Origin of the sequence: Blautia parvula (assembly GCF_020215665.1) — a bacterium.
Classification (GTDB): domain Bacteria; phylum Bacillota; class Clostridia; order Lachnospirales; family Lachnospiraceae; genus Blautia; species Blautia celeris.
In genome coordinates, this window is the sequence record NZ_CP084061.1 from 17,122 (window position 1) to 43,492 (window position 26,371).

Annotated in this window: 30 protein-coding genes and 2 pseudogenes; 13 read left to right on the plus strand and 19 right to left on the minus strand. The window is 40.7% G+C overall.

The annotated features are described in order from the left end of the window. Positions 1-105 precede the first annotated feature (105 nt). Genes LC508_RS00145 through LC508_RS00190 form a run of 10 tightly spaced genes read left to right on the plus strand, consistent with a single transcriptional unit; the run spans position 106 to position 11,502 of the window. Positions 106-456, plus strand: coding sequence for a DUF6673 family protein (locus LC508_RS00145; RefSeq protein WP_054353058.1), 351 nt, complete (start codon positions 106-108; stop codon positions 454-456). After that, positions 453-1,052: a Gp15 family bacteriophage protein gene (locus LC508_RS00150; protein ID WP_054353059.1), complete on the plus strand. Its 600-nt coding sequence runs from the start codon at positions 453-455 to the stop codon at positions 1,050-1,052. Before LC508_RS00145 ends, LC508_RS00150 begins: the two co-directional genes overlap by 4 nt. Continuing rightward, entirely contained in the window at positions 1,045-1,197 is a 153-nt protein-coding gene (locus LC508_RS00155; RefSeq protein ID WP_158587301.1) for a hypothetical protein, read from the plus strand. The genes LC508_RS00150 and LC508_RS00155 overlap by 8 nt, the downstream gene beginning before the upstream one ends. Positions 1,198-1,252: 55 nt before the next feature. Further along, on the plus strand, positions 1,253-5,722 hold the full coding sequence (locus LC508_RS00160) for a phage tail tape measure protein (RefSeq protein WP_207727883.1): 4,470 nt from the start codon (positions 1,253-1,255) through the stop codon (positions 5,720-5,722). Further along, positions 5,719-6,564, plus strand: a complete 846-nt coding sequence (locus tag LC508_RS00165) for a phage distal tail protein (RefSeq protein ID WP_103731782.1) — start codon at positions 5,719-5,721, stop codon at positions 6,562-6,564. The genes LC508_RS00160 and LC508_RS00165 overlap by 4 nt, the downstream gene beginning before the upstream one ends. Before the next feature lie 9 nt (positions 6,565-6,573). After that, entirely contained in the window at positions 6,574-7,188 is a 615-nt protein-coding gene (locus tag LC508_RS00170) for a hypothetical protein (protein ID WP_103731781.1), read from the plus strand. After that, positions 7,173-8,618, plus strand: a complete 1,446-nt coding sequence (locus LC508_RS00175) for a siphovirus ReqiPepy6 Gp37-like family protein (RefSeq protein ID WP_103731780.1) — start codon at positions 7,173-7,175, stop codon at positions 8,616-8,618. The genes LC508_RS00170 and LC508_RS00175 overlap by 16 nt, the downstream gene beginning before the upstream one ends. Before the next feature lie 8 nt (positions 8,619-8,626). Further along, positions 8,627-10,870 carry a hypothetical protein gene (locus LC508_RS00180; RefSeq protein ID WP_054353069.1) on the plus strand — a complete coding sequence of 748 codons (2,244 nt, stop codon included), beginning with the start codon at positions 8,627-8,629 and terminating at the stop codon, positions 10,868-10,870. 16 nt (positions 10,871-10,886) lie between these two features. Beyond that, entirely contained in the window at positions 10,887-11,087 is a 201-nt protein-coding gene (locus LC508_RS00185; RefSeq protein WP_054353070.1) for a hypothetical protein, read from the plus strand. Between the two features lie 13 nt (positions 11,088-11,100). Beyond that, entirely contained in the window at positions 11,101-11,502 is a 402-nt protein-coding gene (locus tag LC508_RS00190; RefSeq protein WP_225305285.1) for an H-type lectin domain-containing protein, read from the plus strand. A 2-nt stretch (positions 11,503-11,504) separates the two neighbouring features. Here LC508_RS00190 and LC508_RS00195 read toward each other — a convergent pair whose 3' ends face one another. Next, positions 11,505-11,753, minus strand: a complete 249-nt coding sequence (locus tag LC508_RS00195) for an H-type lectin domain-containing protein (protein WP_103731788.1) — start codon at positions 11,751-11,753, stop codon at positions 11,505-11,507. A gap of 67 nt (positions 11,754-11,820) precedes the next feature. On the opposite strand from LC508_RS00195, the gene xerA reads away from it, so the two are divergent. Next, on the plus strand, positions 11,821-12,813 hold the full coding sequence (xerA, locus tag LC508_RS00200) for a site-specific tyrosine recombinase/integron integrase (RefSeq protein WP_103731779.1): 993 nt from the start codon (positions 11,821-11,823) through the stop codon (positions 12,811-12,813). A 125-nt stretch (positions 12,814-12,938) separates the two neighbouring features. Then, positions 12,939-13,187: a gp53-like domain-containing protein gene (locus LC508_RS00205; protein WP_207727882.1), complete on the plus strand. Its 249-nt coding sequence runs from the start codon at positions 12,939-12,941 to the stop codon at positions 13,185-13,187. A 7-nt stretch (positions 13,188-13,194) separates the two neighbouring features. On the opposite strand, the gene LC508_RS28845 is transcribed toward LC508_RS00205, so the two are convergent. The 11 genes from LC508_RS28845 to LC508_RS00255 all read right to left on the minus strand — a co-directional run bounded on the left by LC508_RS28845 (position 13,195) and on the right by LC508_RS00255 (position 21,654). After that, positions 13,195-13,467 carry a gp53-like domain-containing protein gene (locus LC508_RS28845; RefSeq protein WP_445291914.1) on the minus strand — a complete coding sequence of 91 codons (273 nt, stop codon included), beginning with the start codon at positions 13,465-13,467 and terminating at the stop codon, positions 13,195-13,197. A gap of 238 nt (positions 13,468-13,705) precedes the next feature. After that, positions 13,706-14,896, minus strand: a complete 1,191-nt coding sequence (locus LC508_RS00210; protein WP_022622020.1) for a site-specific integrase — start codon at positions 14,894-14,896, stop codon at positions 13,706-13,708. Between the two features lie 78 nt (positions 14,897-14,974). Then, positions 14,975-15,178 carry an excisionase gene (locus LC508_RS00215; RefSeq protein ID WP_004613735.1) on the minus strand — a complete coding sequence of 68 codons (204 nt, stop codon included), beginning with the start codon at positions 15,176-15,178 and terminating at the stop codon, positions 14,975-14,977. Between the two features lie 375 nt (positions 15,179-15,553). Then, positions 15,554-15,802, minus strand: coding sequence for a helix-turn-helix domain-containing protein (locus LC508_RS00220; RefSeq protein ID WP_022617691.1), 249 nt, complete (start codon positions 15,800-15,802; stop codon positions 15,554-15,556). 3 nt (positions 15,803-15,805) lie between these two features. Next, complete coding sequence (locus LC508_RS00225) at positions 15,806-16,225, minus strand: RNA polymerase sigma factor (RefSeq protein ID WP_021404754.1); 420 nt, start codon at positions 16,223-16,225, stop codon at positions 15,806-15,808. 360 nt (positions 16,226-16,585) lie between these two features. Beyond that, positions 16,586-17,950, minus strand: a complete 1,365-nt coding sequence (locus tag LC508_RS00230; RefSeq protein ID WP_054352301.1) for a sensor histidine kinase — start codon at positions 17,948-17,950, stop codon at positions 16,586-16,588. Then, positions 17,941-18,600, minus strand: a complete 660-nt coding sequence (locus tag LC508_RS00235) for a response regulator transcription factor (protein WP_021404737.1) — start codon at positions 18,598-18,600, stop codon at positions 17,941-17,943. The genes LC508_RS00230 and LC508_RS00235 overlap by 10 nt, the downstream gene beginning before the upstream one ends. 62 nt (positions 18,601-18,662) lie before the next feature. Then, the gene (locus tag LC508_RS00240; RefSeq protein WP_021404755.1) at positions 18,663-19,472 is read right to left on the minus strand and encodes a NisI/SpaI family lantibiotic immunity lipoprotein; all 810 of its coding nucleotides are present in this window, start codon (positions 19,470-19,472) and stop codon (positions 18,663-18,665) included. Then, positions 19,465-20,208: a lantibiotic immunity ABC transporter MutG family permease subunit gene (locus LC508_RS00245; RefSeq protein WP_021404734.1), complete on the minus strand. Its 744-nt coding sequence runs from the start codon at positions 20,206-20,208 to the stop codon at positions 19,465-19,467. The genes LC508_RS00240 and LC508_RS00245 overlap by 8 nt, the downstream gene beginning before the upstream one ends. Beyond that, positions 20,208-20,951, minus strand: coding sequence for a lantibiotic immunity ABC transporter MutE/EpiE family permease subunit (locus LC508_RS00250; protein ID WP_021404733.1), 744 nt, complete (start codon positions 20,949-20,951; stop codon positions 20,208-20,210). Before LC508_RS00250 ends, LC508_RS00245 begins: the two co-directional genes overlap by 1 nt. Position 20,952: 1 nt before the next feature. Then, a complete protein-coding gene (locus LC508_RS00255) occupies positions 20,953-21,654 on the minus strand; it encodes a lantibiotic protection ABC transporter ATP-binding protein (RefSeq protein ID WP_022617696.1) in 702 nt (233 codons plus the stop codon). 267 nt (positions 21,655-21,921) lie between these two features. Here LC508_RS00255 and LC508_RS00260 point away from each other — a divergent pair, with 267 nt between their 5' ends. Continuing rightward, complete coding sequence (locus LC508_RS00260) at positions 21,922-22,173, plus strand: helix-turn-helix transcriptional regulator (RefSeq protein WP_021404760.1); 252 nt, start codon at positions 21,922-21,924, stop codon at positions 22,171-22,173. Positions 22,174-22,408: 235 nt separating this feature from the next. Here LC508_RS00260 and LC508_RS00265 read toward each other — a convergent pair. The 7 genes and pseudogenes from LC508_RS00265 to LC508_RS00295 all read right to left on the minus strand — a co-directional run bounded on the left by LC508_RS00265 (position 22,409) and on the right by LC508_RS00295 (position 26,371). Then, a pseudogene (locus LC508_RS00265) lies at positions 22,409-22,593 on the minus strand (cysteine-rich KTR domain-containing protein). 16 nt (positions 22,594-22,609) lie between these two features. Next, complete coding sequence (locus tag LC508_RS00270) at positions 22,610-23,224, minus strand: DJ-1/PfpI family protein (RefSeq protein ID WP_021404742.1); 615 nt, start codon at positions 23,222-23,224, stop codon at positions 22,610-22,612. A 70-nt stretch (positions 23,225-23,294) separates the two neighbouring features. Beyond that, positions 23,295-24,209 (minus strand): helix-turn-helix transcriptional regulator, encoded by a 915-nt coding sequence (locus LC508_RS00275; protein ID WP_021404758.1) that lies wholly within the window; start codon positions 24,207-24,209, stop codon positions 23,295-23,297. Beyond that, positions 24,206-24,455 (minus strand): annotated as a pseudogene (locus tag LC508_RS00280) (hypothetical protein). Before LC508_RS00280 ends, LC508_RS00275 begins: the two are co-directional and overlap by 4 nt. Positions 24,456-24,474: 19 nt before the next feature. Continuing rightward, entirely contained in the window at positions 24,475-25,095 is a 621-nt protein-coding gene (locus LC508_RS00285) for a DUF998 domain-containing protein (RefSeq protein WP_022617699.1), read from the minus strand. Further along, positions 25,082-25,318, minus strand: a complete 237-nt coding sequence (locus tag LC508_RS00290) for an AbrB/MazE/SpoVT family DNA-binding domain-containing protein (RefSeq protein WP_022617700.1) — start codon at positions 25,316-25,318, stop codon at positions 25,082-25,084. Before LC508_RS00290 ends, LC508_RS00285 begins: the two co-directional genes overlap by 14 nt. A gap of 141 nt (positions 25,319-25,459) precedes the next feature. Continuing rightward, complete coding sequence (locus LC508_RS00295) at positions 25,460-26,371, minus strand: conjugal transfer protein (RefSeq protein WP_077709425.1); 912 nt, start codon at positions 26,369-26,371, stop codon at positions 25,460-25,462.

Genomic DNA, 26,371 nt, shown 5'->3' on the forward strand with positions numbered 1-26,371 from the left:
CGGCAGCCGTAGCACCTGCTAAAACGGCCGTAAAAAGAATAGCTAGAAAAACTGTGGAGAGTGAGGCTGGGGCAGAATAGCCCTGGCCTTTTATGGAGGTAAAAAATGATTATAAATTTTGATGAACTTAACTTTGATGCGACAGACGCAGACACCCTTCAAAAATATCTTGATGCAATGCAGAATATTTCAGAAAAGGCAAACAGGCTTGATAAAAACGCTCCGCAGCCAAAACAGTATCTGTATCTTTGTGAGTCCGTTAAAGCATGTTTCGATGGTATATTTGGGGCTGGCGCTGGAGAAAAAATCTGTGGTGCCAACAACTCTCTAAGAGCCTGCACAAATGCGTTTAAGGAACTGGTAGAAGAATATAATCACCAGATGCGCGAACAAGAGAGAGCGAATGAAGCACTCATCGCGGCAATGGAAGTTGAGAAGGCTGTTGATACAGAGTGAGATTAACAGAACGGCTTCCAGTAACTGTGGAGATTGCGGGAGAAGCGTATGCAATCAAAACGGATTTTAGGGATATCCTCCGCTACGACGAGATTATCAGAGGACAGAGTAATGGCAATGCGGTTTTAGAAGCCATAGATATGCTTTTGGGGGAAGAGGTGCTACGCAAACCGAATATGAGAGCTGACGATATAGCAGATGCAATCGGGTGGTTTGTTAAGTGTGGAGATATAGGAAAAAAGAGTTCCCTTCCGCGTGCAGCACTGGGCCTTAATAATGCGGTTCCTATGGATTTTGGCGCTGATTCCGCTTTGATCTATACTGCCTTCCTCCAAACGTACGGGCTTGATCTGTACGATATTCCGTATCTGCACTGGTGGAAATTTAACTGGATGCTGGAGGATATTTCCCCTTCGTGTCGTCTGTCAAAGGTGATTGAATACCGGACGATAGACACGAAAAATAAAAACTTGTCCAAAGAACAGAAGAAAGCTTATGCGGCCTTACAGCGGTATTTCCGTGTCCAGGAAAAGAAATCTGAAGAAGATGAAGCTATAGTACAGGCGCTCCTGGAAGGGAGGGACCCCTTTGGATAATAACAAAAAGCGCATAAAGATTGTGTGCCCCTATTGTGGATATAAAATGCCCATAGCTTATGATCCGGCAAGGGTTGTCTGCCAGGGCGTATACATCCAGTGCAAGGGCAGAAAGTGCAAAAAAGAATTTGAAATAAGGATTTAAGTGTCAAGTAGAGCCATTATGAGCCGATGACGCTTGCGAAAGGCAGGTGGGATTATTGGCTGATGGCAAAATTACGATTGACACAAGTATAGATAATGCTGGGGCGCTAAAAGACCTTAAAAAACTGACAAGTAACGTCAGCCAACAGGGTAACGCAGCAGCAGGGGCAGCGTCCAGTGCTTTTAGTAAGATTGGTTCCGCCGCGAAGCATTCGGCAGAGATTGCGGTAACGGCTCTTGCCGGTGTTGGTACAGCAATAACAGTAGCCGGCGGTTTTGCCGTGAAAGTTGGCTCTGATTTCGAGGCTGCCATGTCAAAAGTAGCCGCTGTTTCTGGGGCGACCGGGACAGACCTTAGCAAACTGACCGAAAAAGCTAAGGAGATGGGTGCGAAAACAAAATTCTCTGCTTCGGAAGCCGCTGAAGCCATGAATTATATGGCAATGGCCGGTTGGAAAACAGAGGAAATGCTGAATGGTGTAGAAGGTATCATGAATCTGGCAGCGGCGTCAGGAGAGGATTTAGCATCTACATCTGATATCGTGACGGATGCATTGAGTTCGTTCGGACTGCAGGCCAGTGACAGCGGGCATTTTGCGGATATCCTTGCAGCGGCGTCCAGTAATGCGAATACCAATGTGGCCATGATGGGTGAGACGTTTAAGTATGCGGCATCCGTAGCTGGGGCAATGGGGTATACCGCAGAGGATACAGCTCTTGCAATCGGCTTGATGGCGAACAGAGGTATAAAGGCAGGACAAGCGGGAACTGCACTTAGAAGCATCATGACCAGGCTTGCAAAGCCTACGAAAGAAACCCAGGGTGCCATGAATAAGCTTGGTATATCCCTGACAGATTCTGAGGGAAATATGAAGTCCCTGGATACCATCATGCAGGATCTGCGTGAGGGATTTTCTGGGCTGAGTGAAGAGGAGAAAGCGGCTACAGCGTCAGCATTAGGAGGCCAGGAGGCAATGTCCGGTCTGCTGGCTATTGTAGGAGCATCTCCAGAAGAATATGAAAAGCTGCAAAGCGCCATTGAAAATTGTGACGGCACTGCTGAGAGAATGGCAGAAACCATGCTGGACAATCTGCAGGGAAGCCTAACCATCCTCAAATCATCTCTGGAAGGTCTGGGAATCGAAGTATACGAGAGTATGCAGGAGCCTTTAAAGAATGCTGCAGATAACGGGATTGCGGACGTTAACAGACTCACAGAGGCTTTTAAGCAGGGCGGATTTGACGCTGCTGTTGAAGAGGCAGGAGACATACTGGCAGGGCTTGCTACGAAGGTGGCACAATCGGCTCCAAAGATGATAGACGCCTCAGTTTCCGTAGTTAAATCCTTCGTAAAAGGTATTGGCAAAAACAAAATGCAGCTTAAAGTTGCAGCGAATGATATTGTAAAATCCCTGTGTGACGGACTGGTAAAGCTACTCCCGAAGGAAATGCAGAAACCTGCAAAGAAAGCCTTGGACTCTCTCGTCAGGACATTCAAGTCCGGGGCTAAAAACCTTTTGAGCGTTGCGCAGTCAGTTTTAAACGCTGTAGGTGCAGTGTTTAAAAGGCTGGGCGGGAATATGGATGATATTATCCCTACTGTTGTCAGCGTTGTGGCTGCATTTAAAACTTTCAAAGCTGTTAGCGGTCCGGTGTCATCCGTTGTAAGCGTCATCACCAGTTTGACAGGCGCTGCAAAAGGTGCAGGTCTTGCTACCACTGCCCTGAATGCTATTATGGCTGCAAACCCTGCTACCCTGATTGCCGGTGCCATTGCCCTACTTGTAGGCGGATTGGCTACATACGCACTCACAGCAGGACGCGCGGATGAGCAACAGGATGTTTTCAATAAGAAAATGGATGAACTTGGTGCTTCCATTGAAAAGACACAAAATGACTTGGATAGTCTGAAGGATTCCATGTCAAATACCAGTTCATCTATTGAGGCGTCTGGTGCCCCAATAGAAAAGTGGAGGGGGAAACTCGAAGAGGCTTTTGATGAAACGGGGCATGTAAAAGAAGGCTGTGAAGATATGGCAAACTATATCTTGGGGCAGCTAAATGATGCTATGGGTACCAATTATCATGTTACATCAGAAGGCTTTATTGCTGATAATGATGAAGTTCAGCAATCATTGAAAGATGTAAATAATACCATAGATGAGTATGTGCGTAATCTGAAGCTAAAATCTTTACAGGAAGCAACATCAAGCCAGTTTACAGAGGCACTTCAAAAACAGGGAGAGGCTCAGGGGGAATTAAACGAGGCTCAAAAAAGATATAATGATGCGCTAAAGGATTATTCAAAGGCCGTTGAGAACTATAATAAAAACGGTGATTTAGAAGGCTTTGAAAAGGCGCAGACAAATTTAGAAAATACTAGGGAAAAATTATCTCAGGCAAGTAAAGCAGCAGTTGACGCTGGAACGGAAATACAAGGTTTGGATGCCGTCATGGATAAGTTGGCGGAAGGAACGCCAGAAAGTGTACAAGAAGCTCTTAACATGTATTCGCAGATTCCTGTAGAAGCACGTAACGCGGCTGACGGAATAGCCGTAAGTCAAGAAGTTATTCAACAAGCACTTGGATCTACAGATTATACGACCATGACAGAAGGGTTTCATCTCGCTGTCATGCAAATAGAAGAATCTGGAGGTGAAATACCAAAGAGTCTCCGCGCATCCATCTTGCAGGCATTGCTGGCAATGGGAGAACTTGGTGGTGAAGGCAAAGAGCAGATGCAGCGCTCAATGGGTGAAATGCTTGAAGGTATGAGCGGAGAAATTCCGGCTTTCAAGGATGCATCTGTTATGACATCTGAAGAAATCCTAAATACATTCCGTGAATACTTAGTTGATAGCGGTGCGTTAGATGGTACAGGAAAAGATATGATGGATATTCTTTCCGGGGAAATCGCAGATGGTGGACAGACAGCAAAGGAGACGGCGGGGGAAAAGGCTGAGGAAGTCGTGGATGAAACTGTCCAAAAAATAAACGAAGGTAAACCCGAAGTAAATGAAGCCGGTGCGGACCTGATGGAAGAAATACCAGAAGGTGCATCCGGGGTTGACACAACTACGGTACCGGCAGAAAAAACTGAAGAATCAATAGAGGCGATGACAGAATCGGCTGACGCTGGAAAAGAGCCTGTAAATGCAGCAATGGCGGAAGTGACCGAAGAAGTGAACAACGGAGCCAGCTCAGTCGATACAACAACGGAACCTTCAGAAACAGGTACAAATGCGGTACAAGCTCTTATAAATGCAATAAATGGCCTGAAAGATACCGTTCAGTCAACTTCTGCATCCATCGGATCGGCGGCAAATGCAGGAATTGCCTCAGCTAATATGCCTACAGTATTTGGCACAAACGCACAAGCGGCTACGGATATTGCAAATCTTACTCTCATGAATGGGGCAGCACAGGCAGGAGCAAGCGGTGCCAATTTTGGTAATTCCACGAATGCGGCTCTTATGGCGTCAAATATGCCAGGTGTATTTGCTGGTCAGGCAAATGGTGCGGCGTCAAATTTTGCATTTGGTATGTTGTCCGGTGCAGGCCAGGGCGCTGCGGCGGCAAGCAGTGTGGGCAGTTCCGCGGGTATGGCCTTACAAAATTCAGGAATCAGCAGTATGTTCCAGACAACCGGAACAAATGCGACCAACATCTTGAATAGCACCATTAAAGGGAGCCAGGGTACAATATCCTCAGCAACTAAAAATCTTGGACGTTCTTCCGCATCTGCCCTAAAAGGAGTGAACCTGGGTAGTAATTTCCAGTCTCAGGCCCGCTCAGCTGTGAATATGTTTTGTGCCGGTATCAGAGGTATTACATCCTCCGCTATAAGTGCGGCAAGAGCATTAGGCACCGGAACTATTCGGGGATTGAGCGAGTGTAACCTTTCTACAGAGGGGAGGACACAAGGCTCAAAATTTGCAAGATCATTCAGTGAAGGGATTGATTCAGGTCGAAGTTCTGCGTCTACAGCAGCATCCGGTCTTGGCAGTGATGCAGAAAGCAGTCTGAGCGGTTATTCTGGCAGTGGTTATGACATAGGTGTCCAGTTTTCTGCAGGCTTCGCTTCTGGTATTCGGGCAGGCGGCGGCGGAGTGGCAGCAGCGGCAGCAGACGTTGCAAATCAAGCTGTAGCAGCCGCACAGCGAAACCTTAAAGTAGCATCACCTTCCAGGGTTATGCGTGCAATAGGACGTTGGTATGACAAGGGACTTGAAGTAGGTATCGACGAAAACAAGCGAGGTGTCGAAAAAGCTGTTGACCGGTTGTCTGATAAATTGACATTTGACCCAAATTCTTTACTTGCGAAAATGCGAGGAGATTTTGACAACAACCTGAGCCGGATTGCCGGGAATCATTTGGCGAATAGGTATATCGCCACGGTAACAGCGCCTGAACCGCAGGAACCGGCAAAGGTAGAGCAGACGGTGAATATATATCAGCCTGTGAAATCGCATGTAGAAATGGCAAGAGAACTGCGGAAAGTAGGAAGGGAGCTGGCATTTGGATGACAAGAAAGATAATATTTACATTCCGGAAAGGGGAAGAGGAGCTTGTCTTAGACGACTCCTCTTTTTCTGTAACGGCATATGAGGGGCTGGAATCAACGGATTACGACCTGTTGACGGAGGAAAATGTTGGCTATGCGGGAGAACGTAAAAGACGGATGAAAATACTAAAAAGGCCGATAGCCATAGAATTTGACTATCTCGGATATGAAGACATCCCGGAAGTAAGGCAAAAGCTGATTGGCTTTTTCTCCCCCTACAGCAGCGGAATCTTAACTGTTGATTTTATGGGAACAGAGAGAGCCATAGAGTACGAAGTCCAAAAGCTGAAATTCAGCAGCCAGAATGTGTTTGAACCTATTTCCTGCCTGCTTGAACTTGTCTGCGTAGATCCTGATTTCCAGACCCCATATCACTTAATGGAGGCAATCAGCACATGGGTGGATGGCTGGAAATGGAAATTCAAGCTCCCATTTCACATGAAACGACGCGGAGATCCCAGGGTGAATATTGTAAACGATGGACATGTAGAAACGCCCATAGAGGTAGAATTTCACGGCCCTGCAGAGAATCCCAGAGTGACAAACCTGACTACGGGAGAATATGTTCAGGTAAACCGGACCCTTACCAGTGATGACGTACTGTTTATCAACACTGCATTCCGGAATAAGATTGTGGAGATTGAGAGAAACGGTATCCGGGAGGATGCGTTTGATTATATCGACCTGGGTTCAACCTTCTTCTCCCTGCAGTTGGGGGACAACTTGCTGCAGTACAGTACCCAGAACGACTTGAATCCGCAAAGTGTCATAATCCGGTACAAAAAAAGGTATCTGGGAGTATAGGAGGAATACATGGAAAGCTATGGTTTTTTTAACGGAGATACCGAGTACGGACAGGACGAGTTCAACCGGTATTTCAAGAATATATATGAGGACGGCTTAAGTAGGGGGAGTAATGGCAGCCTTACTTTGTCAGCCTCACTAAGCGGCGAATCAGTGATTTTAACGCCCGGTTTTGCTATTATGCAGGGCTTTTTTTATTACAACGACAGCAACAAGACCATACCGATCACTCGTAATAGCACCTACAAAGTGATCTATCGTCTTGTGCTGCGTTTGGATTATGAGAGTAAAACAATACAGGCCGTGCTCAAAGCAGGTACTGCCGGCAGTACACCCACAGTACCTGCACTCACGAGAGATGCGTCGCGATATGAACTATCCCTGTATCGTATTGATGTCCCTGTGACCGGTCAGATATCCATAACTGATGAGAGATTCAATACTGCGTTATGTGGTGAAATCAGACCGAAAAATTTGGCTGGATACAAAGAAATGGTAGAAGAATTTGATAGGCAGTTCCAGGCGTGGTTTAAAAACGTGCAGGGAACCGGTTGGCGTAACATTTTTGCACAGGCTACGGAGCCTGGAGGGGCGGTGACAGGAGCCATATGGATAAGCGGATAAATATACGGTTTTTTGACCCCGATATCAATTTTATCGGAGAGATCACAGACTACACGGCCCTGATCCATGTCAGCAAATGGAAAAGTTATGGAGATTTTGAAATCCATTCCTCTGTTATGTATGACCGGTTATTTCAGGATGGGAATATCATCATGCTTGACAATGACGCCAGGAAAACAGGGATTATAAAGTACATCGGGGCGGATGACGAAGAGGGAGGATCTGTGGAACTCAAAGGGTTCTCTCTGCTCCATATGCTCACGCAGAGGATAACAGTCCCGCCAAAGGGGAAAGCGCATCATGAATTTAACAAGGCCGCGGCAGAAGATATCATGACTGCTTTGGTTAACACAAATGCAGTTTCCCCGGCGGACAGTAAAAGAAAAATCCCTAAGCTTGTGATAAAGCAAAGCGCCGGCAGGGGTGATCGGCTGACATACCAAACAAGGTATGACGTACTTACTGACTGCCTGGAGGAGTTATGTAGCGCCTCGGGACTTGGTGTCTGTGTATCGTTGGACCCACAGAATAAGCAATTTGTATTTGAGGTATTAGAAGGTGTGGACCGGACAGTGAATCAAACTGACCGCCCGCCTATGATCTTTAATGTCAACTACGATAATATTGAAAATCGTGAGTACATTCGGGATAGCAGCGAATACAAAAACTGTGCTTACACTGGAGGACAGGGAGACGGAGCAAAGCGAGTCATTAAAATCATTGGAAATGAGAAAACCGGTCTTGATCGGTACGAGTTGTTTGTGGATGCCCGGGACGTAGAAGATGAAGCGAACCTACCGGACCGAGGCAGGGTAAAGCTGGTAGAATGTGAGAAAATATCCTCTTATACCTGCGAGGCCGATGCAGCTCTGTATCAAAAAAAGTGGAACCTTGGTGATGTGGTCACAACGAAGGATGCAGAGTGGTCCCTTTTACTGCATGAGCGGATCACGGAAGTCATGGAAACACTTGATTCGGACGGGTATGTAGTTGAGCCAACCTTCGGCACCGCTACGAAATCCATCATAGAGAAAGTTAATGCCGTCAGCGGAGACACTGCGAAAAACGAGAGTATACCTGGTCCTGAAGGAAAGCAGGGGCCACAGGGGTATAGTATACAGTACCGCTGGGATGGTACAAAACTTGGTGTAAAGCGAGAAGATGAAGGAGCCTATAAATATACTGACCTGCAGGGACCTGCCGGTAAAGATGGGCAGGACGGCAAAGACGGCATGAGCGTCACATATACACATACACAGATATCAGCTCAAGCCGTGTGGCAGATTGCGCACAACCTTAATAAGTATCCCAGTGTTACCGTGGTAGACAGCGCTGGCTCCGTTGTCGTAGGTGATATCCGTTATATTGACCGTAACAACCTCACAGCAACATTTACCGCCGGTTTTGCAGGAAAAGCGTATCTCAATTAGGAGGAAAAATGGATTTATTAACTAATTTGAATTTGGGTAAGAATGAACTGCAGAATGCAAGGATACAGAATCTTGCTACTGCACCGGACAGCCCCGTAGAGGGGCAGATATATTGCAACACAACAGATCATGTGGTCTATGTGTATGTTAACGGTGCCTGGAAAAATATCATATACACCTACACCGGTGAGACATTTACTTTGGCTCTCAAATCAAAGCTGGATGGAATCACCGCAGGGGCAACCAAAGTAGAAAAATCAACAACAAACGGAAATATAAAAATCAACGGATCTGAGACGCAGGTTTATGCTCATCCGGGTAGTGGCACAAATCCACATGGTACTACTAAAACTGACCTGGGACTTGGGAACGTCGAAAATAAATCGGCGGCCACAATCCTTAACGAGCTGACAAAAGCTAAGATTGTGGAAAAGCTGGGGTTCACGCCTACAAAGATAACTGTGGGTCTGGATGCAGATAAAGGTACTGCATCAGGGAGTAAAGCACTGTATATTGCCACGGATACAAAAAAGATTTGGTTGGACAATGCCGCAAATACCTGGCTACAGGTTGGCGGGCAGGATACAATCACATGGGTAAATGTGACTGGAAAACCATCTACATTCCCACCGGCAGCACATAACCATGACAGTGTGTACCTTGGAATTAATGCTAAAGCCAAAAGTGCTGCCACTGCCGACAGTGTTCTGTGGTCGGGTGTAAGCGGGAAGCCGTCTACTTTTACACCTCCTGTTGCAAGCGCTACAGTGCTGGGTGGAATTAAAGTAGGGACAAACCTGAGTATCACAACAGATGGTGTACTCAGCGCAAATGATAACCCCACGAGCTATATCGTAAAACAGCAGAGATTTACAGCTACAGCAGGACAGACAGCCTTTACTTTGACCGGCGGAAAATATCGACCGGGAATCGGTGCGCTGGCTGTCTTTTTGAATGGGGCAAAAGTCAGCAATGAGATTGTGACAGAGACGTCGCAGACAGTATTTACACTTAAAACCGGAGTGGATGCGGGTGATACGGTCCTTGCGGAATACGTCGAGCTGATAAATGTGGAGCCATACCCGGTACATGCTTCGGAACACATGACAGGGGGAACCGATCCGATACCTGTAGCAACACAGTCAGCCGCAGGTTTGGAATCCGCCGCGGATAAAAAGAAGCTGGACGGTATTGCTGAAGGAGCAAACAAATATGTTCATCCCGGCAGTGGTACAAATCCACATGGTACCACAAAGTCAGATGTTGGGCTTGGAAATGTGCCGAATGTTGCCACGAACGATCAGACACCGACATACACAGAGGCAACCACTCTTGCAAAGCTGACTTCCGGTGAAAAGCTGTCTGTGGCGCTGGGTAAAATATCGAAGGCCGTCACAGACCTGATCGCGCATATTGCGAATAAGTCAAACCCACATGGCGTTACAAAAGCTCAAGTTGGACTGGGGAATGTAGATAATACATCAGATGCAAATAAACCTGTATCCACAGCACAGCAGGCCGCTTTAAATTCAAAGCTTAACACATCCTTAAAAGGAGCCGCAAACGGCCTTGCAGAGCTGGATAGCACAGGTAAGGTTCCGGCTGCGCAGTTGCCCTCTTTTGTGGATGACGTGCTGGAAGGGTATTACTACAGCAGCAAGTTTTACAAGGAGGATACGCATACCACAGAGATCACAGGTGAGACCGGAAAAATCTATGTGGATCTTCCGACAAATAAGACATACCGCTGGTCAGGAAGTGCATTTGTGGTTATCTCAGATACAATCGCTCTCGGTGAAACGGCCTCAACAGCATATCGAGGCGATCGCGGAAAGGTTGCATACGATCACAGCCAGAGTGCACACGCCCGGACAGATGCTACTAAAGTAGAAAAGTCAGGAACAAACGGAAACATAAAAATCAATGGATCTGAGTCAGTGGTATATACGCATCCATCTACACATGCAGCAAGTATGATTACTCCCGATGCTACGCACCGTTTTGTAACCGATACAGAAAAAGCAGCATGGAATGCACGCCCGAAAAAGTACAGCGCAGATGTGCCTGCCAGTGCTTCAGCCGCCATAACTCATAACCTCAATACGCAGGATGTCACCGTGACTGTGAGGGAAAAAGCAAGCCCTTACAATGTCGTTTTGTGCGACGTGCAGGTGACTGGTGTAAATGTAGTCACACTGCTGTTTGCCACGGCTCCGGCCTCTGGTAAATACAGGGTGACCGTGACCGGTTAGGAGTAGGAGGACCAGCATGAAGATATTCGGCAAGGAGTTTATATACAATGGGTACAAAGTTTACCACGCTGGTGATAAGCCAACAGCGGCGGACGTGGGAACATATACCAAGGCTCAGATAGATCAGAAGATAACAGATGGAAATGGAACCAAGATAACAGCGGCAACAACAGCGCCAAGTGCCCCCGCAAAGGGTGAGGTATGGATCAAAATTTGAAGGGAGATATATTATGGCAGCAATAAAAAAATCACAGTTTAAGATTAATAATGGGACAGATTGGGACACTTATCACTTTGAGACAGACAGTGCCCAGACAAAGCACAAAAAAAGTGACGGCACAGAAACCACGGTGGAAGAGGTGCTAAACTCCGCTTTAGGGGGCTTTATGATTCAGACAGGGAAAATACCGATTACCCCAAAGCCAAATGAACCGACATCTCAACATTTAACGTTTCCAAAAAAATTCAAAAGTGCTCCGGTAGTCATGTTGACTCCATCCAGCGCAGTCCCCGGAACAGCTATACAAGGCGTGAGCGCAGTAAATGTAGAATCATCTGGTTGTGACGTATATATAACCAGAAATAATAATACTGAAACTAATATAATGTGGCTTGCTGTTGGGCCTAAGTAATCCTACATCTTTCCTATTGCAAGCCATGATATTTCTGTATCGGTATCATTTGTTCTTAGCACATATATGTCAAATCCATTTGTTGTTGTACCTATTACTCCAACTCCCAGTAATACTTTACCAGCAACAGATGATCTGGGAGTTATGAAGACTTCTGGTTTGCTTTTAAAAGGCGTCTTAAATGTTACATGTTTTGATGTTTGTTCATTTGGAACCGGCGTTATTGTGGTTTGCCCCGTAAGTAGTGTCATTCCACCTAAAGCGGAGTTTTGCACACGCCTCCTGTCTGGTACAATGATACCGGAAAGGAGGCGTTTTATGGACGCAAGGATGGAGATATTAGAAAATGTACTGCAGGCCGTGGCCGGGATTATACCGGAAACAGCTCTTGCTGGGCTTGAATCAGCACTGTGCGCAGAGCTTGAAAAGTATGAGGTACAAGAACGAACAACAGAAATGGTGATCCGGGATGGCACGGCAGAGGGATTGCTGCGGAAATTTTTGGCCACAAAGAGAATTGAAGGGAAAGCAGAGTCGACGATTGAATATTATAGGCAACAGCTCACTATGTTTTTGCATAATGTGGGAAAGTTGTTGCCAGAAATAACCACATTCGACCTGAGATTTTACCTGTCAGCTTATAAAGAAAGGAGAAAAGTCAGAAACCGGACGCTGGATAATATCCGGAAATGTCTATCAACTTTCTTCACATGGCTGGCAGATGAAGAATTTATCCAGCGGAATCCTTGCAGAGGGCTGAAATCAATCAAGTACAGGAAAGTCATGAAGAAGGCATTCTCACAGGAAGAACTGGAAAAACTAAAGTCCGCTTGTGAGAATTACCGGGATTTGGCACTTGTGGGATTTCTGTATTCCACAGGATGTCGTGTGTCAGAGGCTATATCAATCAATCGTAATAGCCTGGATCTGGAAAAAAGAGAGTTGAATGTAGTGGGAAAGGGCGATAAGGAAAGGACAGTATACTTAACAGAGGTGGCCGTAATGTATTTACGGCTGTATTTAAGTGGCAGACAGGATGAAAGTCCAGCCTTATTTATAGGCCGTAGTGGTGGAAGATTAACAAAAAACGGGGTGGAAACGGCCTTAAAGAGGATAGGATTGAGGGCGGGGGTTGAAAATGTACATCCTCATAGATTTAGGCGTACGTTGGCGACAAATATGATTGACCGGGGAGCGTCATTACAGGATGTCCAAGCCATTCTCGGGCACGAAGATATCCGGACAACACAGGTATATGTATATACAAATCAGCGTAATGTTAAAAATTCTCATGAGAAATATGCTGCATAAATAAGGAACCGGCTGTTTTAAAGTCTGCGATAGCGCAGGCTTATTTGTCGTGTCTAAAAATGCAAAATGAAGAGATCTTAGAGAAGATTACGATAGATGTGCTAAACTCCGCTTTGGGAGGCTTTATGATACAGGCAGGAAGGATAAATATAACTCCTAAGGCTAATATGCCAACAACAAAGCATTTAACTTTTCCAAAGCCATTTAAAGAACAAGCGATAGTTTCATTGACCCCTGTCTCAGGTGTACCCGGCCAAAAAGTTCTTGGTGTGGGTACACTAAACAACACCAGTGAGGGTTGTGATGTTGTTTTGACCAGAACAGAAACTACAGAAACGGTAGTCGCTTGGATAGCAATAGGACCAGCAAAATAGACATTGGTTACATCGGGCCAATAGCAACCCATGTTAGTATGGTTTCTGTACTGTTTGTTCTTTTGACATAGGCGTCGAATCCATCTTTTGTATTGTTGTCAGTACCCACGCCCTGTACTGTAGTACCTGGAACGGATGTTATAGGGGTAAGTATTACATCCGCTTTATCTTTAAAAGGCTTAGGAAATGTTACACGCTTCATTGTCGGTTCGTTGGGTTTTGGCGTAATAGTCACTCTGCCCGACTGAATTGCTCTTCCTCCCAAAGCGGAGTTTTGCACACAGAAAGATGGTGATTTGAATGGAAATCAGATCAAGACCGGTGGCGGTCTTATTTTTATACAAAAAACTTACTAAATTTCTGATTATCTTTTCATAAGTTGGTAAATGCCGATATATCCCGTATTTTAGGGCTTTATCGGTATTTTCTTTTTGGAAGATACCTTGCATAAGCTGGCATTTACCAGCATGAAAATGCAACCAAAAGTAGTAAATGAGTAGTAAATATAAGCTCCGATATTAACAAGCCAGCCTTTCCAGTTCCGCTTTTGCAGATTGAAATGTACCGTGTGCGTAATAGCCAAGTGTCATGGTTATGTTAGCGTGTCCCATGAGATATTGCAGGGTGTTTGGGTTCATTCCTCTATTTGCCATATTCGTACAATAAGTATGTCTGAATGAATGTGGTGTGATGTTTGGTAACTTATCCGTGTGATACTTGTTATATTTCTTAATCAATCCTCGCACCATACCCTCATAGTTTCCTGCAACTTTAGGCAAGCCCTCACGGTTTAAGAATAGGAAATTGCTGTAACCACCTACAATCAACGGTTGTGCCTTTCCTCTGTTCTCTAGTATTCTTTGGATTGCTTGATAAGCCCGTTCTGTCAATGGAAGTTCACGTTTTCCGTTTTTAGTCTTTGGCGTTTCAATATAGTAACCCATTTCGCTATCTTTCAATAACTGGTGGTCTATATTGAGTATTCTGTTCTGCATATCAATATGCGTCGTCAATCCGCAAAATTCAGAAATACGAAGTCCCGTTTCCAGCAGAAGCACAACCTCATCATAATACTTACTGTAAATCTTGTCCGTTTCCATAAAGGCAAGCAGGTGTTTTTCCTGCTCTGGTGTAAGGATAACTTTCTGCTCCGTATCATCTTCCAGAACATCACTTAGCTTAAATTCAAACGGGTTCTTTCTGATACAGTCGTCTTGTATCGCCATATAAAATGACGCTTTCAAGGAACGCTTATAGTTATCAATCGTTTTATAGGCATATCCTTTTTCACTCATTCTGATAGCCCATTCTTTAGCGTCTGACTGTTTGACGGTATCAATCGCTCTCATACCCAACAGGTCATTTTTTAGAGCGTTCATAAGATACTGTCGTCCTTTTTCAGTAGCCCTCTTGATGTTCTTTCTTTGACTGTTCTTTTTCTCGTAGAGCTGGCAGACTGTCATTTTACCGCCGACTGTGTCGATACCGTCGTTAAGGTCTTTTTTTATCTGTGCTTCTTTTTCCCTCAACGATATATCATCACGCTTTCCAGCAGGTGTCTTGTCTGTCGGTACAAGTTTCCAAGAATAGATAAACTGTGGCTTTCCGTATATATCGGTATATTTATAAACGTATCTTCCGTCTTTTCGCTGGCTCTCTCCATTACGCAAATTGCGATTTTTACTGTCTTTTCGTTTTACATTAGACATAGTGTAAAGCTCCTTTCCGTCATGGAATGAGCCGTGATACGCTATACCTTATTATACCATATCTACGGCTCAATGACATTAGATTTCGTCCAATGTATCTATGATTTTTTCAAATTGTTTTCGCTTAATCTGAATACGATTACCGTTCACGATAACCCAGCCAGCGTCAATATTTTCTTCGGCTAATTTACGCAATTTCTTTTCGCCAATGCGGAAGTATTTAGACGCTTCTTCAATCGTCAGCGTATATTTTTCCCAGATAGGCACATCAGTATTGTTCATAATCTATGCACCCCCTTTACTGTGTGTCATTTTTTACAAGCAGGCAGACGGCTTTGGAAAGCTCCGTTAGTATCTCAACTATTCCCATTCTTGTGGGCAGAACCGCACCATGCGGACGTATCATTATTCTGTGAGGATAGGTCGTGGCAAAACGACTTTTCCAACAGTCGCTCTCGGATCACTGCGTGGGTCGCTCGCTTTCTTTTGAAAAGGTCGTGGCGTACAGTCCCCGTGGCTCGCTATCTCACAAACGTATCTGTCTGCTTTATTCAGTTGTCAAAGAGCTGTGGCGAAAGCGTGTTGCTTTCATGTAAAAGCAGGGAGCAGAGCAGGAAAGAGGGGATTGAACAAATCATGCTCTGCGGTTACTGCTTGTTATTCTTCCTCGGTTTCTAAAGGTATATCAAAGTCCAAAATCATTTTGATAAGGGCTTCTCTGATACGTCCTTTTAATTCCATATCCACGGCAATATAAACATTACCGTATTCATCATAGAGTGAACGCAAACAACATTTTGATATGTACGGGTCATAAATTGCCAGTATCTTTTCAATCGCTTTTTCGTCTCCGTCCGTAGCTGACGAAATCAGATAAAATGACGGTTTCTTAAAAATGTGCTTCATTTCTTACTTTTCTCCTTTTAGTATTTTTTTCATAAGTTCCAATGAGTTATACCGATTTTGAAATACTCCACTTCTGGAAATATTCTGCAATTTAGCAATCTCGGTATCGCTCATTTCTAAGAAGTAGTACATGAGTAAGTTCTCACGGTTACGGTCAGACAGCTTTTTCAAGGCTTCTGCCAATTCATCATCAAGAATACTAATATCGTTGCCACATACATTGAATAATGTATAGTCGCTGTCGTAATCGTCTAAAACGGATAATTTTTCAATCACTAGTTCTGGAAGTTCACAAAAAGGAATTTCCTTATTTTTTCTCCGTTTTAATTCTTTCTGATAATTTCTTACAATGCCTTTTGTAACTTTCTTTAACTTACATTCAAATTGACATTGTATTGTTTTCTGGAAATCAGACGGCTTCATAATCTCACCCCCTTTCCAGCTATGACTTGAAAAGTGTTTATCCCTCTTTCCGCACCATATCTGTACAGCAAGGTGTGATTTGCTAAGCTGAAGCCGAAAAAAGTTAGAAAATTTTTTCGGGTACAAAAAAAGCCCGCACAAAACATATAGTCTGTACGAGCTAAGATATTAAAATATTCAGTTGTATTAGCACATGGATTGCTGTTAAGTTGTTCTTGAGTTTTTGGTAAATTGCTTAAAACACTTCATACACAATCCCCCGTATAATAGCATATAACCATTACCTTCAAACAAAGAATACAACCTAATTTTGAAGATTTCTTAAAGATATGAAAAAAGAACGACAAATAAGCCGTTCTCTTATAATGGTAACTTTACAGTAACTTTGGCACCTTTGGTTTCTGTGGAATTATCTAGCAGAAGTTTTCCTTTATGCTGTTTTATAATGATATCAACAATATATAAACCCATTCCATAATGCAGTTTAGAGCTCCTACTTTGGTCTGCCATATAGAAACGTTCTTTTGCGTGATCCAATGCCTCTTGCGAAAAGCCACAGCCACAGTCTGTAATACAGATATTCAAGTAATTGTCCTTGCTATCTACATCTATATATAATGTAGAGTTTTCAGGCGAGTACTCTAAAGAATTTGAAACCAAATTCATCAATGCTCGTTCCAGTAACATTCTATCCCCAGTTATATTCTGTGGGAAATTATGCTGTGTCTGCTGAATAACAATACCTTTATCTTTGCAGATGATTTCAGTTTGAGATAAGACATGTTTCCAAAACTCTGGAAAATTTACATCTTCCATTTGTAATTGATAGCCAGCAGATGCTTTAGATATATCAATCAAAATTTTTATATACTGTTTCATCTGCTCAGAGCTACTCATTGCATACGATAAATATAGCTTTTGTTCTTCGTCAAGTTCTGTTTCATCTAATAGGTCAATGTTCCCCTGCATAACAGTTAATGGAGTTTTCAAATCATGAGCTAAAGATGCAATCTGTTCTCTTTGTGCTTTTTCACTTCGCCACTGTTTTTCTAATGACCCTTTTAAACTATTTCGCATACTATCAAAGGATATAATCACGTTTTCAAATTCCAATATTTTAGAATGTCCGATAGTAAAATCTAAGTTGTTATTCTCAATTTCTTTGGTAGCTTCTAAAATAGGTGTCAATTCTTTTCTCAGCTCTTTAGCAAAATGAACAGTCAGATAAACACATACCCCTAAGCTGCTTATAGTGATTAAAGAAATCATCATAATTTCTGGGGACGGTAAATACTGATTAAATTGTGCATTTAAATATTGAGAACCTATAACATACTGTAAAACAATATATTCATCATCTCGAGTAATGAAAATAAACTGTGTTTTACCACTTGTATCCATGAACCCCGTTTTAGCAAACATTAAAGCCTTTTCTTTTTCTTCTTCACTCATATTCGTATCTATGTATCCATAGTTTTTAGTTAATCGAAGAAATTTAGTTCCAGTAGGAAAATGTATATCTGATACATTTGGTGTTGCAGTTAGTATCGGTACTAAAGCTTTCGTTTGCCGTTCGTTATTATCTGCAAGTGTTACAAGCCCTATACTGGAAGCAAACATCATACAGGCAAAAGGGACGACAACGGACAAGCATAGTCCGCCAAGTAGACAAACAAGAAATTTATAAAAAGTTCTTGTAAGTGATGTTTTCATTTTTATTCCCATCTATAACCTATCCCCCAAACTGTTACGATTGGCTGAACACCCGTTTTCTCAAACTTTGACCTTATATTTTTTATATGTGTCGAGATTGTAGAACTATCGCTTTCTCCATAAAGGGAAAATGTAGCTTCGTATATTTGTTCCTTTGAAAAAACCTGTCCTTTGTTACTAGCAAGATACTCACAAATCAGATATTCACTTTTCGTTAAAGGCACTGGTATATTATCTACCCGTAATTCTTTTGCAGATAAATCAATTTTTATCCGGTCAAATGTAAGAGCTATATGTCGTTCTCGGTGTTCGCGGCGTAAGTGGGCATTTACTCTTGCCCGTAATTCTGTAATACGGAATGGTTTTGTCAAATAGTCATCTGCTCCTAATCCAAGACCGAATGTAATATCATTTTCCATTGTCTTAGCAGTCAGAAAGAGGATAGGACAGTCCACTAATGAACGGATTTTATCACAATAAGAAAACCCGTCTATATCCGGCATCATAATGTCCAGTATAATCAAGTCATATCTGTTCAGTTTATCAAGAGGAACCTGTGCGGCGGACGTATAGACTGTAACTAAATGTCCGTCCTTTTGCAGTCCATTTTTCACAAGTTCTAAAATAGGTCGTTCATCATCAATCATAAGGATTGTTGCCATAGTATCGCCTCCTAGCTTTTTTAGTATATCATAATCCATAAAGGCAGAAAAACAAAAATCGGTCATTGACGCTTTGCAATATAGTAGCGGTCATTTATCTGTACTGCAACGGCTTCGGTCTTTTCTGTACCATGAATTTCATAAATATCTTTGTAAATCCATTGTTCCCGATGTTGTCCGGCGTTTTCCCCATACCAGTCAATTTTTCTTAGTTCCTCCTTTGACAAAGGAATTTTTGTTTCTGCATTAAATATGACATTCTCCGCAAGAATACCAATGTAACTTCCCAATTCATTATTTGATACAGTATCAGAAGTTACTTGATAAACCGTCCCATCACAAAGAAGCTGCGTTGCATTTTGAGGATTGATTTCAAACTTTCCACTCATAGATTGCTCTATATCCTTAAAGTCAAAAACTGTATCTGTGCCTTTGATATTTTCATCTATAACAGCTTTGTGATACCCTCCATTTATATCTACAATCAGATAGTCGTCAGCGTTAGGAGCTGCATACACATTTAAGAATGGAATAATATAGGCGTCATTAGGGGCTTTATCCACTAAATCTGCTAAATCTGCCAACGTCTGAAAGGTAGCAGTTTTGAGATTTTCTTGAAGTAATATTTTTCCTGATTCGTCTACAGCCGCAAGTTGTCGGATATACCCAATCCATTCCCCGAGTCCACTATTAGAGACAGTATCCGCTAAAATCGTGTAGTCATTTCCCTTATAGGAAAATTGCGTCACATTTTCCTTATTCAGATAGCATTGCTCTCTGGAATAGTCCCCGATTTTGTCCTGTAAAGAACAGCCTGCAAGAGATAAACATATAATAACAGCAAACAGCAATATCATCATTTTTTTACTCATTTTCTTTTACTCCTTCCCATCTCTGAAACCACACTAAGCTTATGATAAACAGCACTACTGTAAAAACCAGCATGAGTATAAAACCTAGTTGAAATTCGGGTAAGTTAGAATGAAACTGCCCCTCATTAACATATCTTAAAACACAATAATCCATAAATCGTACACCCCAGCCCCACGGCAGGAATTTCCAGATAAAATCTCCAAGTCCTGTAACTAGCAATGCAGATAATAAACTTCCTACAATACCTATGCCCATAGATACACTTTTGCCTAAACTGAAACCAACAGGTATGGAAATAAGATAAAGTGGTATTACAGACAATATCAACATAATAAGAGGTTTTATATAAAACGAAAATGGCATAACTGGATAGAGTACGGCAAACAAGAAAATACAAAGTATTGTTGCAAAGGTTGCTAAAACGATAAGATATACTAATTTTCCGATATATACCGCTATACGTGAACGGATCGTACCTAAGATTAACTGAAAATGACCTGCTCCATTTTCTAGTTCGACTATCATACCTACAACGATACCAATAACAAATGGAAAAATAATTGCTAACACCTCTAAAAAGGTCGTTACATTTGTCATCTCACTCCAACCGGATATATGAAAATATCCTGCAAAAACACCAGCTCCTATTAACGGAAAAAGCACATGGACTAAAAGTAATGGTGTATGTCTGCTTTTAAGCCATTCTGCTTGAAAACATCTGATAATACTAAACATTAAAGAACCTCCTGCTTTATAAAAGATTTTGCCGTTGACTTTGAAATTGTATATAGTAAAAGCAATGACAAGCAGATTGTCATAATAACCAACGGTAAAGGAGTTGATAAAGCACTTCCTGTTACTGATTCTCCATTCGGTAATATTCCTAATGTGGGAACCATAAGGCGAGTAACCCAGCTATAAGGACATATGAACCAAAAACTTGTATTTGCCCCTAATGTTCCCAACATAAAGCTCATTCCGACATTTAATATGAGAGTGGCAAATACACCCACTTTTTTTGTAAACCACAAGCATAATGGAATATTCCATATACTTGCCAGAATAATGCAAAGTGTTCCGAACAATGCCTGCATTGGGCTAATTGTCATAGGTATATCAAAAATGTGTTGAATGATAAAACCACCTGCAACATTGCATAACATCAAAATTGTATTTGCAAGTACAATGTATATTATACAAGTGATTATTTTTGCATACCATACTTTTTTTAAGTCAACAGGCAATGACAAAATTGCTCTAAATTTTAATTTGCCGTTATCTCTTTGAATTATCAAAATAGATAATAGCGTTAAACAACCAGGATATAAGAATACATACCACCAGTTATACGAATTTTGTTGATACCACATAGGAGCAAGTATATTCAGACATAAAGTTAGTATAGGAGCTAACCATACTAATTTTTTTGCGAATGTATTTTTATGTTTTAAATATTCAGAAGATATATAATTTTTCATTTTATCGTTCCTCCTGTGATTTCCTTACAACTTCTACAAACAGATTTTCTAAATTTTCATCTTTATTCATCTGTCCTTCATATCCTAAAATACCATTTGAAATGATACCAATATCATCAGCGATAAGCTGAACCTCTGATAGAATATGACTGGATAGAATAACAGTAATCCCTTTAGAGGGAAAAGAACGAATAAGAGAACGTAATTCTTGTATGCCGATAGGGTCTAATCCATTTGTCGGCTCATCTAAAATCAACAATTTGGGACTATTCAACAAAGCGATAGCTATTCCCAAACGTTGTTTCATTCCCATTGAAAATTGTCCAGCTTTTTTCCTTCCTGTATTTTGCAAATCTACCATTTTTAAAACTTTATCTATTCGGGTTTTAGGAATATTTAGTAATTTTGCACGGACTTCTAAATTTTCTACTGCGGAAAGATTTTCATAAAGTGGAGGAGTTTCAATCAAAGCTCCTATCTGTTCTAAATCTTTTCTGTTCCATTCATGTCCATTAAAAAGAACTTTACCGCTAGTAGGACGGAGCATACCCGTAATCATTTTCAAAGTGGTAGATTTTCCAGCACCATTTGGACCGAGTAGCCCATATATTGAATTTTCACGGACAGTTATAGATACATTATTCACTGCCTTTTGCTTTTTGAAATCTTTACATAGGTTATTTGTTTTTAAAATTGCTTTCATAATTGTTCATACCCTTTCCTTATTTTTTAGTTAAAGTATAAAAAGCAAAATTAAAGATTTTATGAAGATTTCAAAATATTATATTTTAATCTAGCCGTAGCGTGTAACTTGCAATAAATGCAAAATAAAGCTACGGCATTTTTTGATTTATCCTACAATCTTCCAGTTACTATCCTTATGTAACACAAGTTCATACTGCGATACCTGCATTGTTAAAAAAAGTTTTTATCTGATAATATTTTCATTAAGTAAAGGAGATGTCACAAAATGAAATTATTTATCGGTGATATTATTCAGAAACTAAGAAAAATAAAAGGTCTAACACAAGAACAAGTTGCAAATGCTCTTGGAATAACTACTTCTTCGGTGTCAAAATGGGAAACAAACAATACATATCCTGATATTTCATTACTAAGCCCTTTGGCAAGACTTTTAGGAACAGCTGTAGATAATGTGTTTAATTTCAAACAAAAATTATCAGAAGAAGAAATTGACACTCTTTTGAATAGAAGCAAATAACGCTTTGGTATGTCATATTGATCTTTCATTAGTAAAAATATATGAATTATTGAGGATCTTTTTACGATTTTTTTAGTATATTTATATTGTAAAAGGCAGGCACTTACTAATATTTTCATGTTTCTTCTTTTCTTTATATAAATGTTTTTCCATTATATTCCAAAACTTATTTGCTGATCCGCTCCGCAGGTAACAAATAAGAGCCAACAATCTATAAGTTACAATAACCTATAAATTATCGGCTCTGCGTCTTAGCGTCTGGCTCTTTAATAGTCGTTACATTTCCATGCTTTATATTGATTAAAGTTTCATGCTTGCACTTTGGGCAGAACAAAGGGAAACTTATCAGTTCCGTATCTACCCGTATTTTTGTTCGTGTCTTGTTATTGCAGATGGGCATAATACCCATGATTGTTTCATTACAGAAACACCACCTTTATTTTAAAAGTTCATCATAGTATTTTGCGTTTCCTGTCGAGTAATAATTGTAAAAAGCAGTAATTTTATTGTCAGAATACACATTAAGGTAATTTAGAATATTTTTCGTCCATTCTAATGAACCTGCTGAATTTGCTGTTACTAAATTTCTGTCTAAAACGGAATTAGAACAAACGTACAAGCTCTGTCCTGCATAGTTTCTTGAAAAGAAATTTAGATATTCTAGAGAATTACTTGTGTGTTTAAATTTATCTAATATACCATAATCAGCAAGTGCGAGTGTTGCCCCACAAATAGCACCTACTAAAATATTTTTGTTTAAACATTCTTGTGCTTTTTCCAATATTTCTTGATTTTCTTTACTTCCCCAAGTGGAAGAACCCGGTAAAAGCAGAGCTGTACTAGCATTGAAGTCAACTTCTGATATACTATAATCTGGAACAATTGTTAATCCTCCTAAAGTTAAGACGGGTTCTTTATTAAAACCAACTGTCTTTACTTCAAATTCTTTAGTTCCATTTTTTAATAATTTTTCCATACTGAATGCTTGTAAAATATAACCAATTTCGCATTCTGCCATGTCGTCTAATAAATATACATATACTTTTTTCATTTTCACATCTCCTCATATTTTCGATATAAGAAAATTATATAGCAGGAATAGTGACAAATGTATGTCACTATTAAGTGAAATTTTTCTTTATTTTTCTGATATGAGTTAATACCTTTTCTTTGTATTTTTGAGGGGATAATATTTTTACTTTATCGCAAAGTCCTAAAAGGATTGAGAATGTCATAAAATCATTTTCTTTAATCTCAATTTCTCTTATAAAACAGTCATTGACAGTTTCAACAATTTTTCCTTTAAAGTATTCATTAACTAAGGTGTCTATTTCTTGTTTATAAGATAGAGTAACCGTAATATTTGTCTGGTTGCGTCTTTTTTCAAAATCAGATAAAAGGTCAGCTATATTATCTTTGGTTTGAAAAAGTTCTTTTGTTAAAGAAATATTTTTCATTCTTACCACTTTGAACATGCGATAATCATTTTTAGAGGTGTCATATCCAAAAACATACCAGGAGTACCACCTATAATATGTATGTAATGGGTTTAGAAAAACTTTTTTTGTATGTCCTGCTGAATTAGTATATATAAATTTTATAGTTCGCTGTTCTTTTGTTGCTTTATTGATTAAGTCTACGCACCTTATAATTTGTGGATTTTCAGTTACAACAGAGAAATCAACATCTGGAAGTGCATTAATATTGACATCGTTATAAAGATGTTTCATTTTTTCGTAAGTTTCAATGATCTTTTTATTTCCGTAAACAGTTCTTAGACTATTTAAAGCAAGCAAAATATATTCTTTATTGTTGCTGTCAATAATTTTTTCATCAACCTTAAAATCTTTATTTATTATATAGCCACCATTTACACCTAACTCAGAATAAATCGGTATACCAGCAAGAGTTAGTGTATCAATATCTCGTAAAATCGTTCTGCGAGATACTTCAAACTTTTGTGCTAATTCATTTGTTGTTACACACTCTCTATTTATTAAATAAAAGATTATTCCTATCAGACGTTCTATTTTCATACTTTCAGCCCTTTAACTGTTTTCTTTGTAATTATATAAATATATTCTTCTGGTGCAGGGCGTTTATTTCCAAAATTTTTTTTGAAATTTGCCTGCACCTCTGGGTCGGTGCTGTTCATAGTATAGTGGTTCAGCTTCATCAATTGTCGCTTCAATATCCGCCCGAACATCAGCCAATGACATACCGCCAGCTTTTGCACCAGCTCTCAAGGCTTTTTTAATATCTCGTTTTTTTAGTCCTATCATAGAGTTCACTCCTAATAATTTATTTTTCCAGTAATATTAAACACCCCAAAGGTAAATACATAAACAGTAGTGATAATCGTTGCCATAAGCCCTCAAAAGCTATGATTGTATCTTTGTAGTTTGGTTTATCTGCCATAACAAAAATCGTAAAAAAGATAAATGCTAGAAGAAAACAAATCATTGAAAATAGTGCAAGTGGTATTTCCTCAATCCGAAACCAATATAAGCTAATCAAAAGCGGAGCAAAAGTTAAACATATAAATCTAAGAACCGCCCCGTAACCATGTATTTTTTCAGGGATAGTATTGAGAGATTTTGTTTCTCCTACCGAAAAAATCCCTGAGAGAATACAGCCACCTATCGCATATATCAATATGACTATAAACAAAATAACAGCTATGTTTTTTGATTTCTGCGAAACAATTTCATAAACCTTAAAACCGCTCATTAAAAGAATGATACCGCATAAAACTAGCCATAAGTTGTATATAAAATGTAGTGGAGATTTGTTATTTCCAAGCACGCTCATTACCTGCATAGAATGACTATAACCTTTATAAAACGGAGCGAGGAAAAAAGGAATAGTTAAATCCAGCAATAAGGCTAATGGTAAGAATAGAGAAATGCTATTTTTCATCATTAAACCCACCACTCAAACTACCAAGCCCTTTTAAAATTTTTACTGCCAGTTCTTTCATCACATCCGCCTTGACAATCGCTATTCCTTGTTCTTCGTCGCCAAGAACTAAAAGTGTATCGCCAGCGTTAATATCAAAAATTTCACGGGCTTCTTTTGGGATAACTATTTGTCCCCGTTCTCCAACTTTTACCGTTCCAAAAATATGTTGTCCTTTTTTCATCATTTTCCTCCTTCTTATCATATTTATTTACGAATCATATTTTTCATATTTACATAAATAGTATAATGCGAAAAATAAGAATTGTCAATTCCTTATAACATGGATAGCGTGCAAATCTCTTATAGAAATGCACGCCATATTTGCTTATCCTACAATCTTCCAGTTATTATCCTTATGTAGCACAAGTTCATACTGCGATACCTGCGTCGCTTTTGTCTGATTATCAAGGAACTTCACGGCAACCTTGACTTTTACATTGTCCCCGTCCTTTGTAAAGATAGGGTTTACCAATTCAGAATAAAAGTAGTCCCTGCCGATAGGTTCAAGCACATTTCCCGATACATAGTAAGCAAGTTCTTTTTCTGTAGCTGTCGGGTAGAGCTTAAAGAATGTTTCCAAAAATGAGGTAGCGTCATTTACGGTATCAGCGTCCACGCTTGCGTCTGCTTCTGGTGTTTTAGGCTCATAGTCTGATTTTTCGATTGCTGGTGCAAGGGTAGGGTTCTGAACGATTACCATATCCCCGTCAGCGTCCACATGGACTTTCACGGTATAGGTTGCTTTAATTGCTGTTGTCTGTTCTCCCTCTTTTATCTGCTGATCTACTTCGTAGGTGGCAGAAAAAGTGTCCGTTCCCGACTGTTCGATATTCCACACAATCACATCTGTAACCGTGGAACTGGTCGGTATATCGGTTCTAATGGTATCCACATTCAAGTCCTGCAATTCCTTTGTCAGATAACCGTTGATTGCCTGCGTTCTTGCTTCAATCGCTTCTTTGCTGTTATTCCATGTGTAATAGGACTTCGCAAAATTCTTCACGAAATTTTTTATCCCGTTGGTGTCCTGCAAGCGAAGCTCAATGATTTCTTTTTCATGGGTGGTGTGCTGGTCGATAGCCGTAAAATTCTTATACACCCCGAAGCTCACGCTTGCGATAAGCACCACCCACAACGCAATCACGGTTTTCTTATGTGTGCCTACCTTGACAGTACGCACCTTTTTTTCTTTTGGTTCTTTGATAGTTTCTGTCTGTTTCTTATTCTTCTTAAACAT

Excerpts from the sequence above, each read along its gene's own strand:
- LC508_RS00230 (WP_054352301.1), bottom strand. The coding sequence starts at position 17,950 with ATGGGAATAAAAATGAAAACATCACTTACAAGAACTTTTTATAAATTT.
- LC508_RS00240 (WP_021404755.1), bottom strand. The coding sequence starts at position 19,472 with ATGAGTAAAAAAATGATGATATTGCTGTTTGCTGTTATTATATGTTTA.
- LC508_RS00185 (WP_054353070.1), top strand. The coding sequence starts at position 10,887 with ATGAAGATATTCGGCAAGGAGTTTATATACAATGGGTACAAAGTTTAC.
- LC508_RS00275 (WP_021404758.1), bottom strand. The coding sequence starts at position 24,209 with ATGAAAATAGAACGTCTGATAGGAATAATCTTTTATTTAATAAATAGA.
- LC508_RS00205 (WP_207727882.1), top strand. The coding sequence starts at position 12,939 with ATGATACAGGCAGGAAGGATAAATATAACTCCTAAGGCTAATATGCCA.
- LC508_RS00220 (WP_022617691.1), bottom strand. The coding sequence starts at position 15,802 with ATGAAGCACATTTTTAAGAAACCGTCATTTTATCTGATTTCGTCAGCT.
- LC508_RS00295 (WP_077709425.1), bottom strand. The coding sequence starts at position 26,371 with ATGTTTAAGAAGAATAAGAAACAGACAGAAACTATCAAAGAACCAAAA.
- LC508_RS00235 (WP_021404737.1), bottom strand. The coding sequence starts at position 18,600 with ATGGCAACAATCCTTATGATTGATGATGAACGACCTATTTTAGAACTT.
- LC508_RS00225 (WP_021404754.1), bottom strand. The coding sequence starts at position 16,225 with ATGAAGCCGTCTGATTTCCAGAAAACAATACAATGTCAATTTGAATGT.
- xerA (WP_103731779.1), top strand. The coding sequence starts at position 11,821 with ATGGACGCAAGGATGGAGATATTAGAAAATGTACTGCAGGCCGTGGCC.
- LC508_RS00270 (WP_021404742.1), bottom strand. The coding sequence starts at position 23,224 with ATGAAAAAAGTATATGTATATTTATTAGACGACATGGCAGAATGCGAA.
- LC508_RS00175 (WP_103731780.1), top strand. The coding sequence starts at position 7,173 with ATGGATAAGCGGATAAATATACGGTTTTTTGACCCCGATATCAATTTT.
- LC508_RS00215 (WP_004613735.1), bottom strand. The coding sequence starts at position 15,178 with ATGAACAATACTGATGTGCCTATCTGGGAAAAATATACGCTGACGATT.
- LC508_RS00170 (WP_103731781.1), top strand. The coding sequence starts at position 6,574 with ATGGAAAGCTATGGTTTTTTTAACGGAGATACCGAGTACGGACAGGAC.
- LC508_RS00210 (WP_022622020.1), bottom strand. The coding sequence starts at position 14,896 with ATGTCTAATGTAAAACGAAAAGACAGTAAAAATCGCAATTTGCGTAAT.
- LC508_RS00165 (WP_103731782.1), top strand. The coding sequence starts at position 5,719 with ATGACAAGAAAGATAATATTTACATTCCGGAAAGGGGAAGAGGAGCTT.
- LC508_RS00260 (WP_021404760.1), top strand. The coding sequence starts at position 21,922 with ATGAAATTATTTATCGGTGATATTATTCAGAAACTAAGAAAAATAAAA.
- LC508_RS00255 (WP_022617696.1), bottom strand. The coding sequence starts at position 21,654 with ATGAAAGCAATTTTAAAAACAAATAACCTATGTAAAGATTTCAAAAAG.
- LC508_RS00180 (WP_054353069.1), top strand. The coding sequence starts at position 8,627 with ATGGATTTATTAACTAATTTGAATTTGGGTAAGAATGAACTGCAGAAT.
- LC508_RS00145 (WP_054353058.1), top strand. The coding sequence starts at position 106 with ATGATTATAAATTTTGATGAACTTAACTTTGATGCGACAGACGCAGAC.
- LC508_RS00285 (WP_022617699.1), bottom strand. The coding sequence starts at position 25,095 with ATGATGAAAAATAGCATTTCTCTATTCTTACCATTAGCCTTATTGCTG.
- LC508_RS00290 (WP_022617700.1), bottom strand. The coding sequence starts at position 25,318 with ATGATGAAAAAAGGACAACATATTTTTGGAACGGTAAAAGTTGGAGAA.
- LC508_RS00250 (WP_021404733.1), bottom strand. The coding sequence starts at position 20,951 with ATGAAAAATTATATATCTTCTGAATATTTAAAACATAAAAATACATTC.
- LC508_RS00195 (WP_103731788.1), bottom strand. The coding sequence starts at position 11,753 with ATGACACTACTTACGGGGCAAACCACAATAACGCCGGTTCCAAATGAA.
- LC508_RS00245 (WP_021404734.1), bottom strand. The coding sequence starts at position 20,208 with ATGTTTAGTATTATCAGATGTTTTCAAGCAGAATGGCTTAAAAGCAGA.
- LC508_RS00190 (WP_225305285.1), top strand. The coding sequence starts at position 11,101 with ATGGCAGCAATAAAAAAATCACAGTTTAAGATTAATAATGGGACAGAT.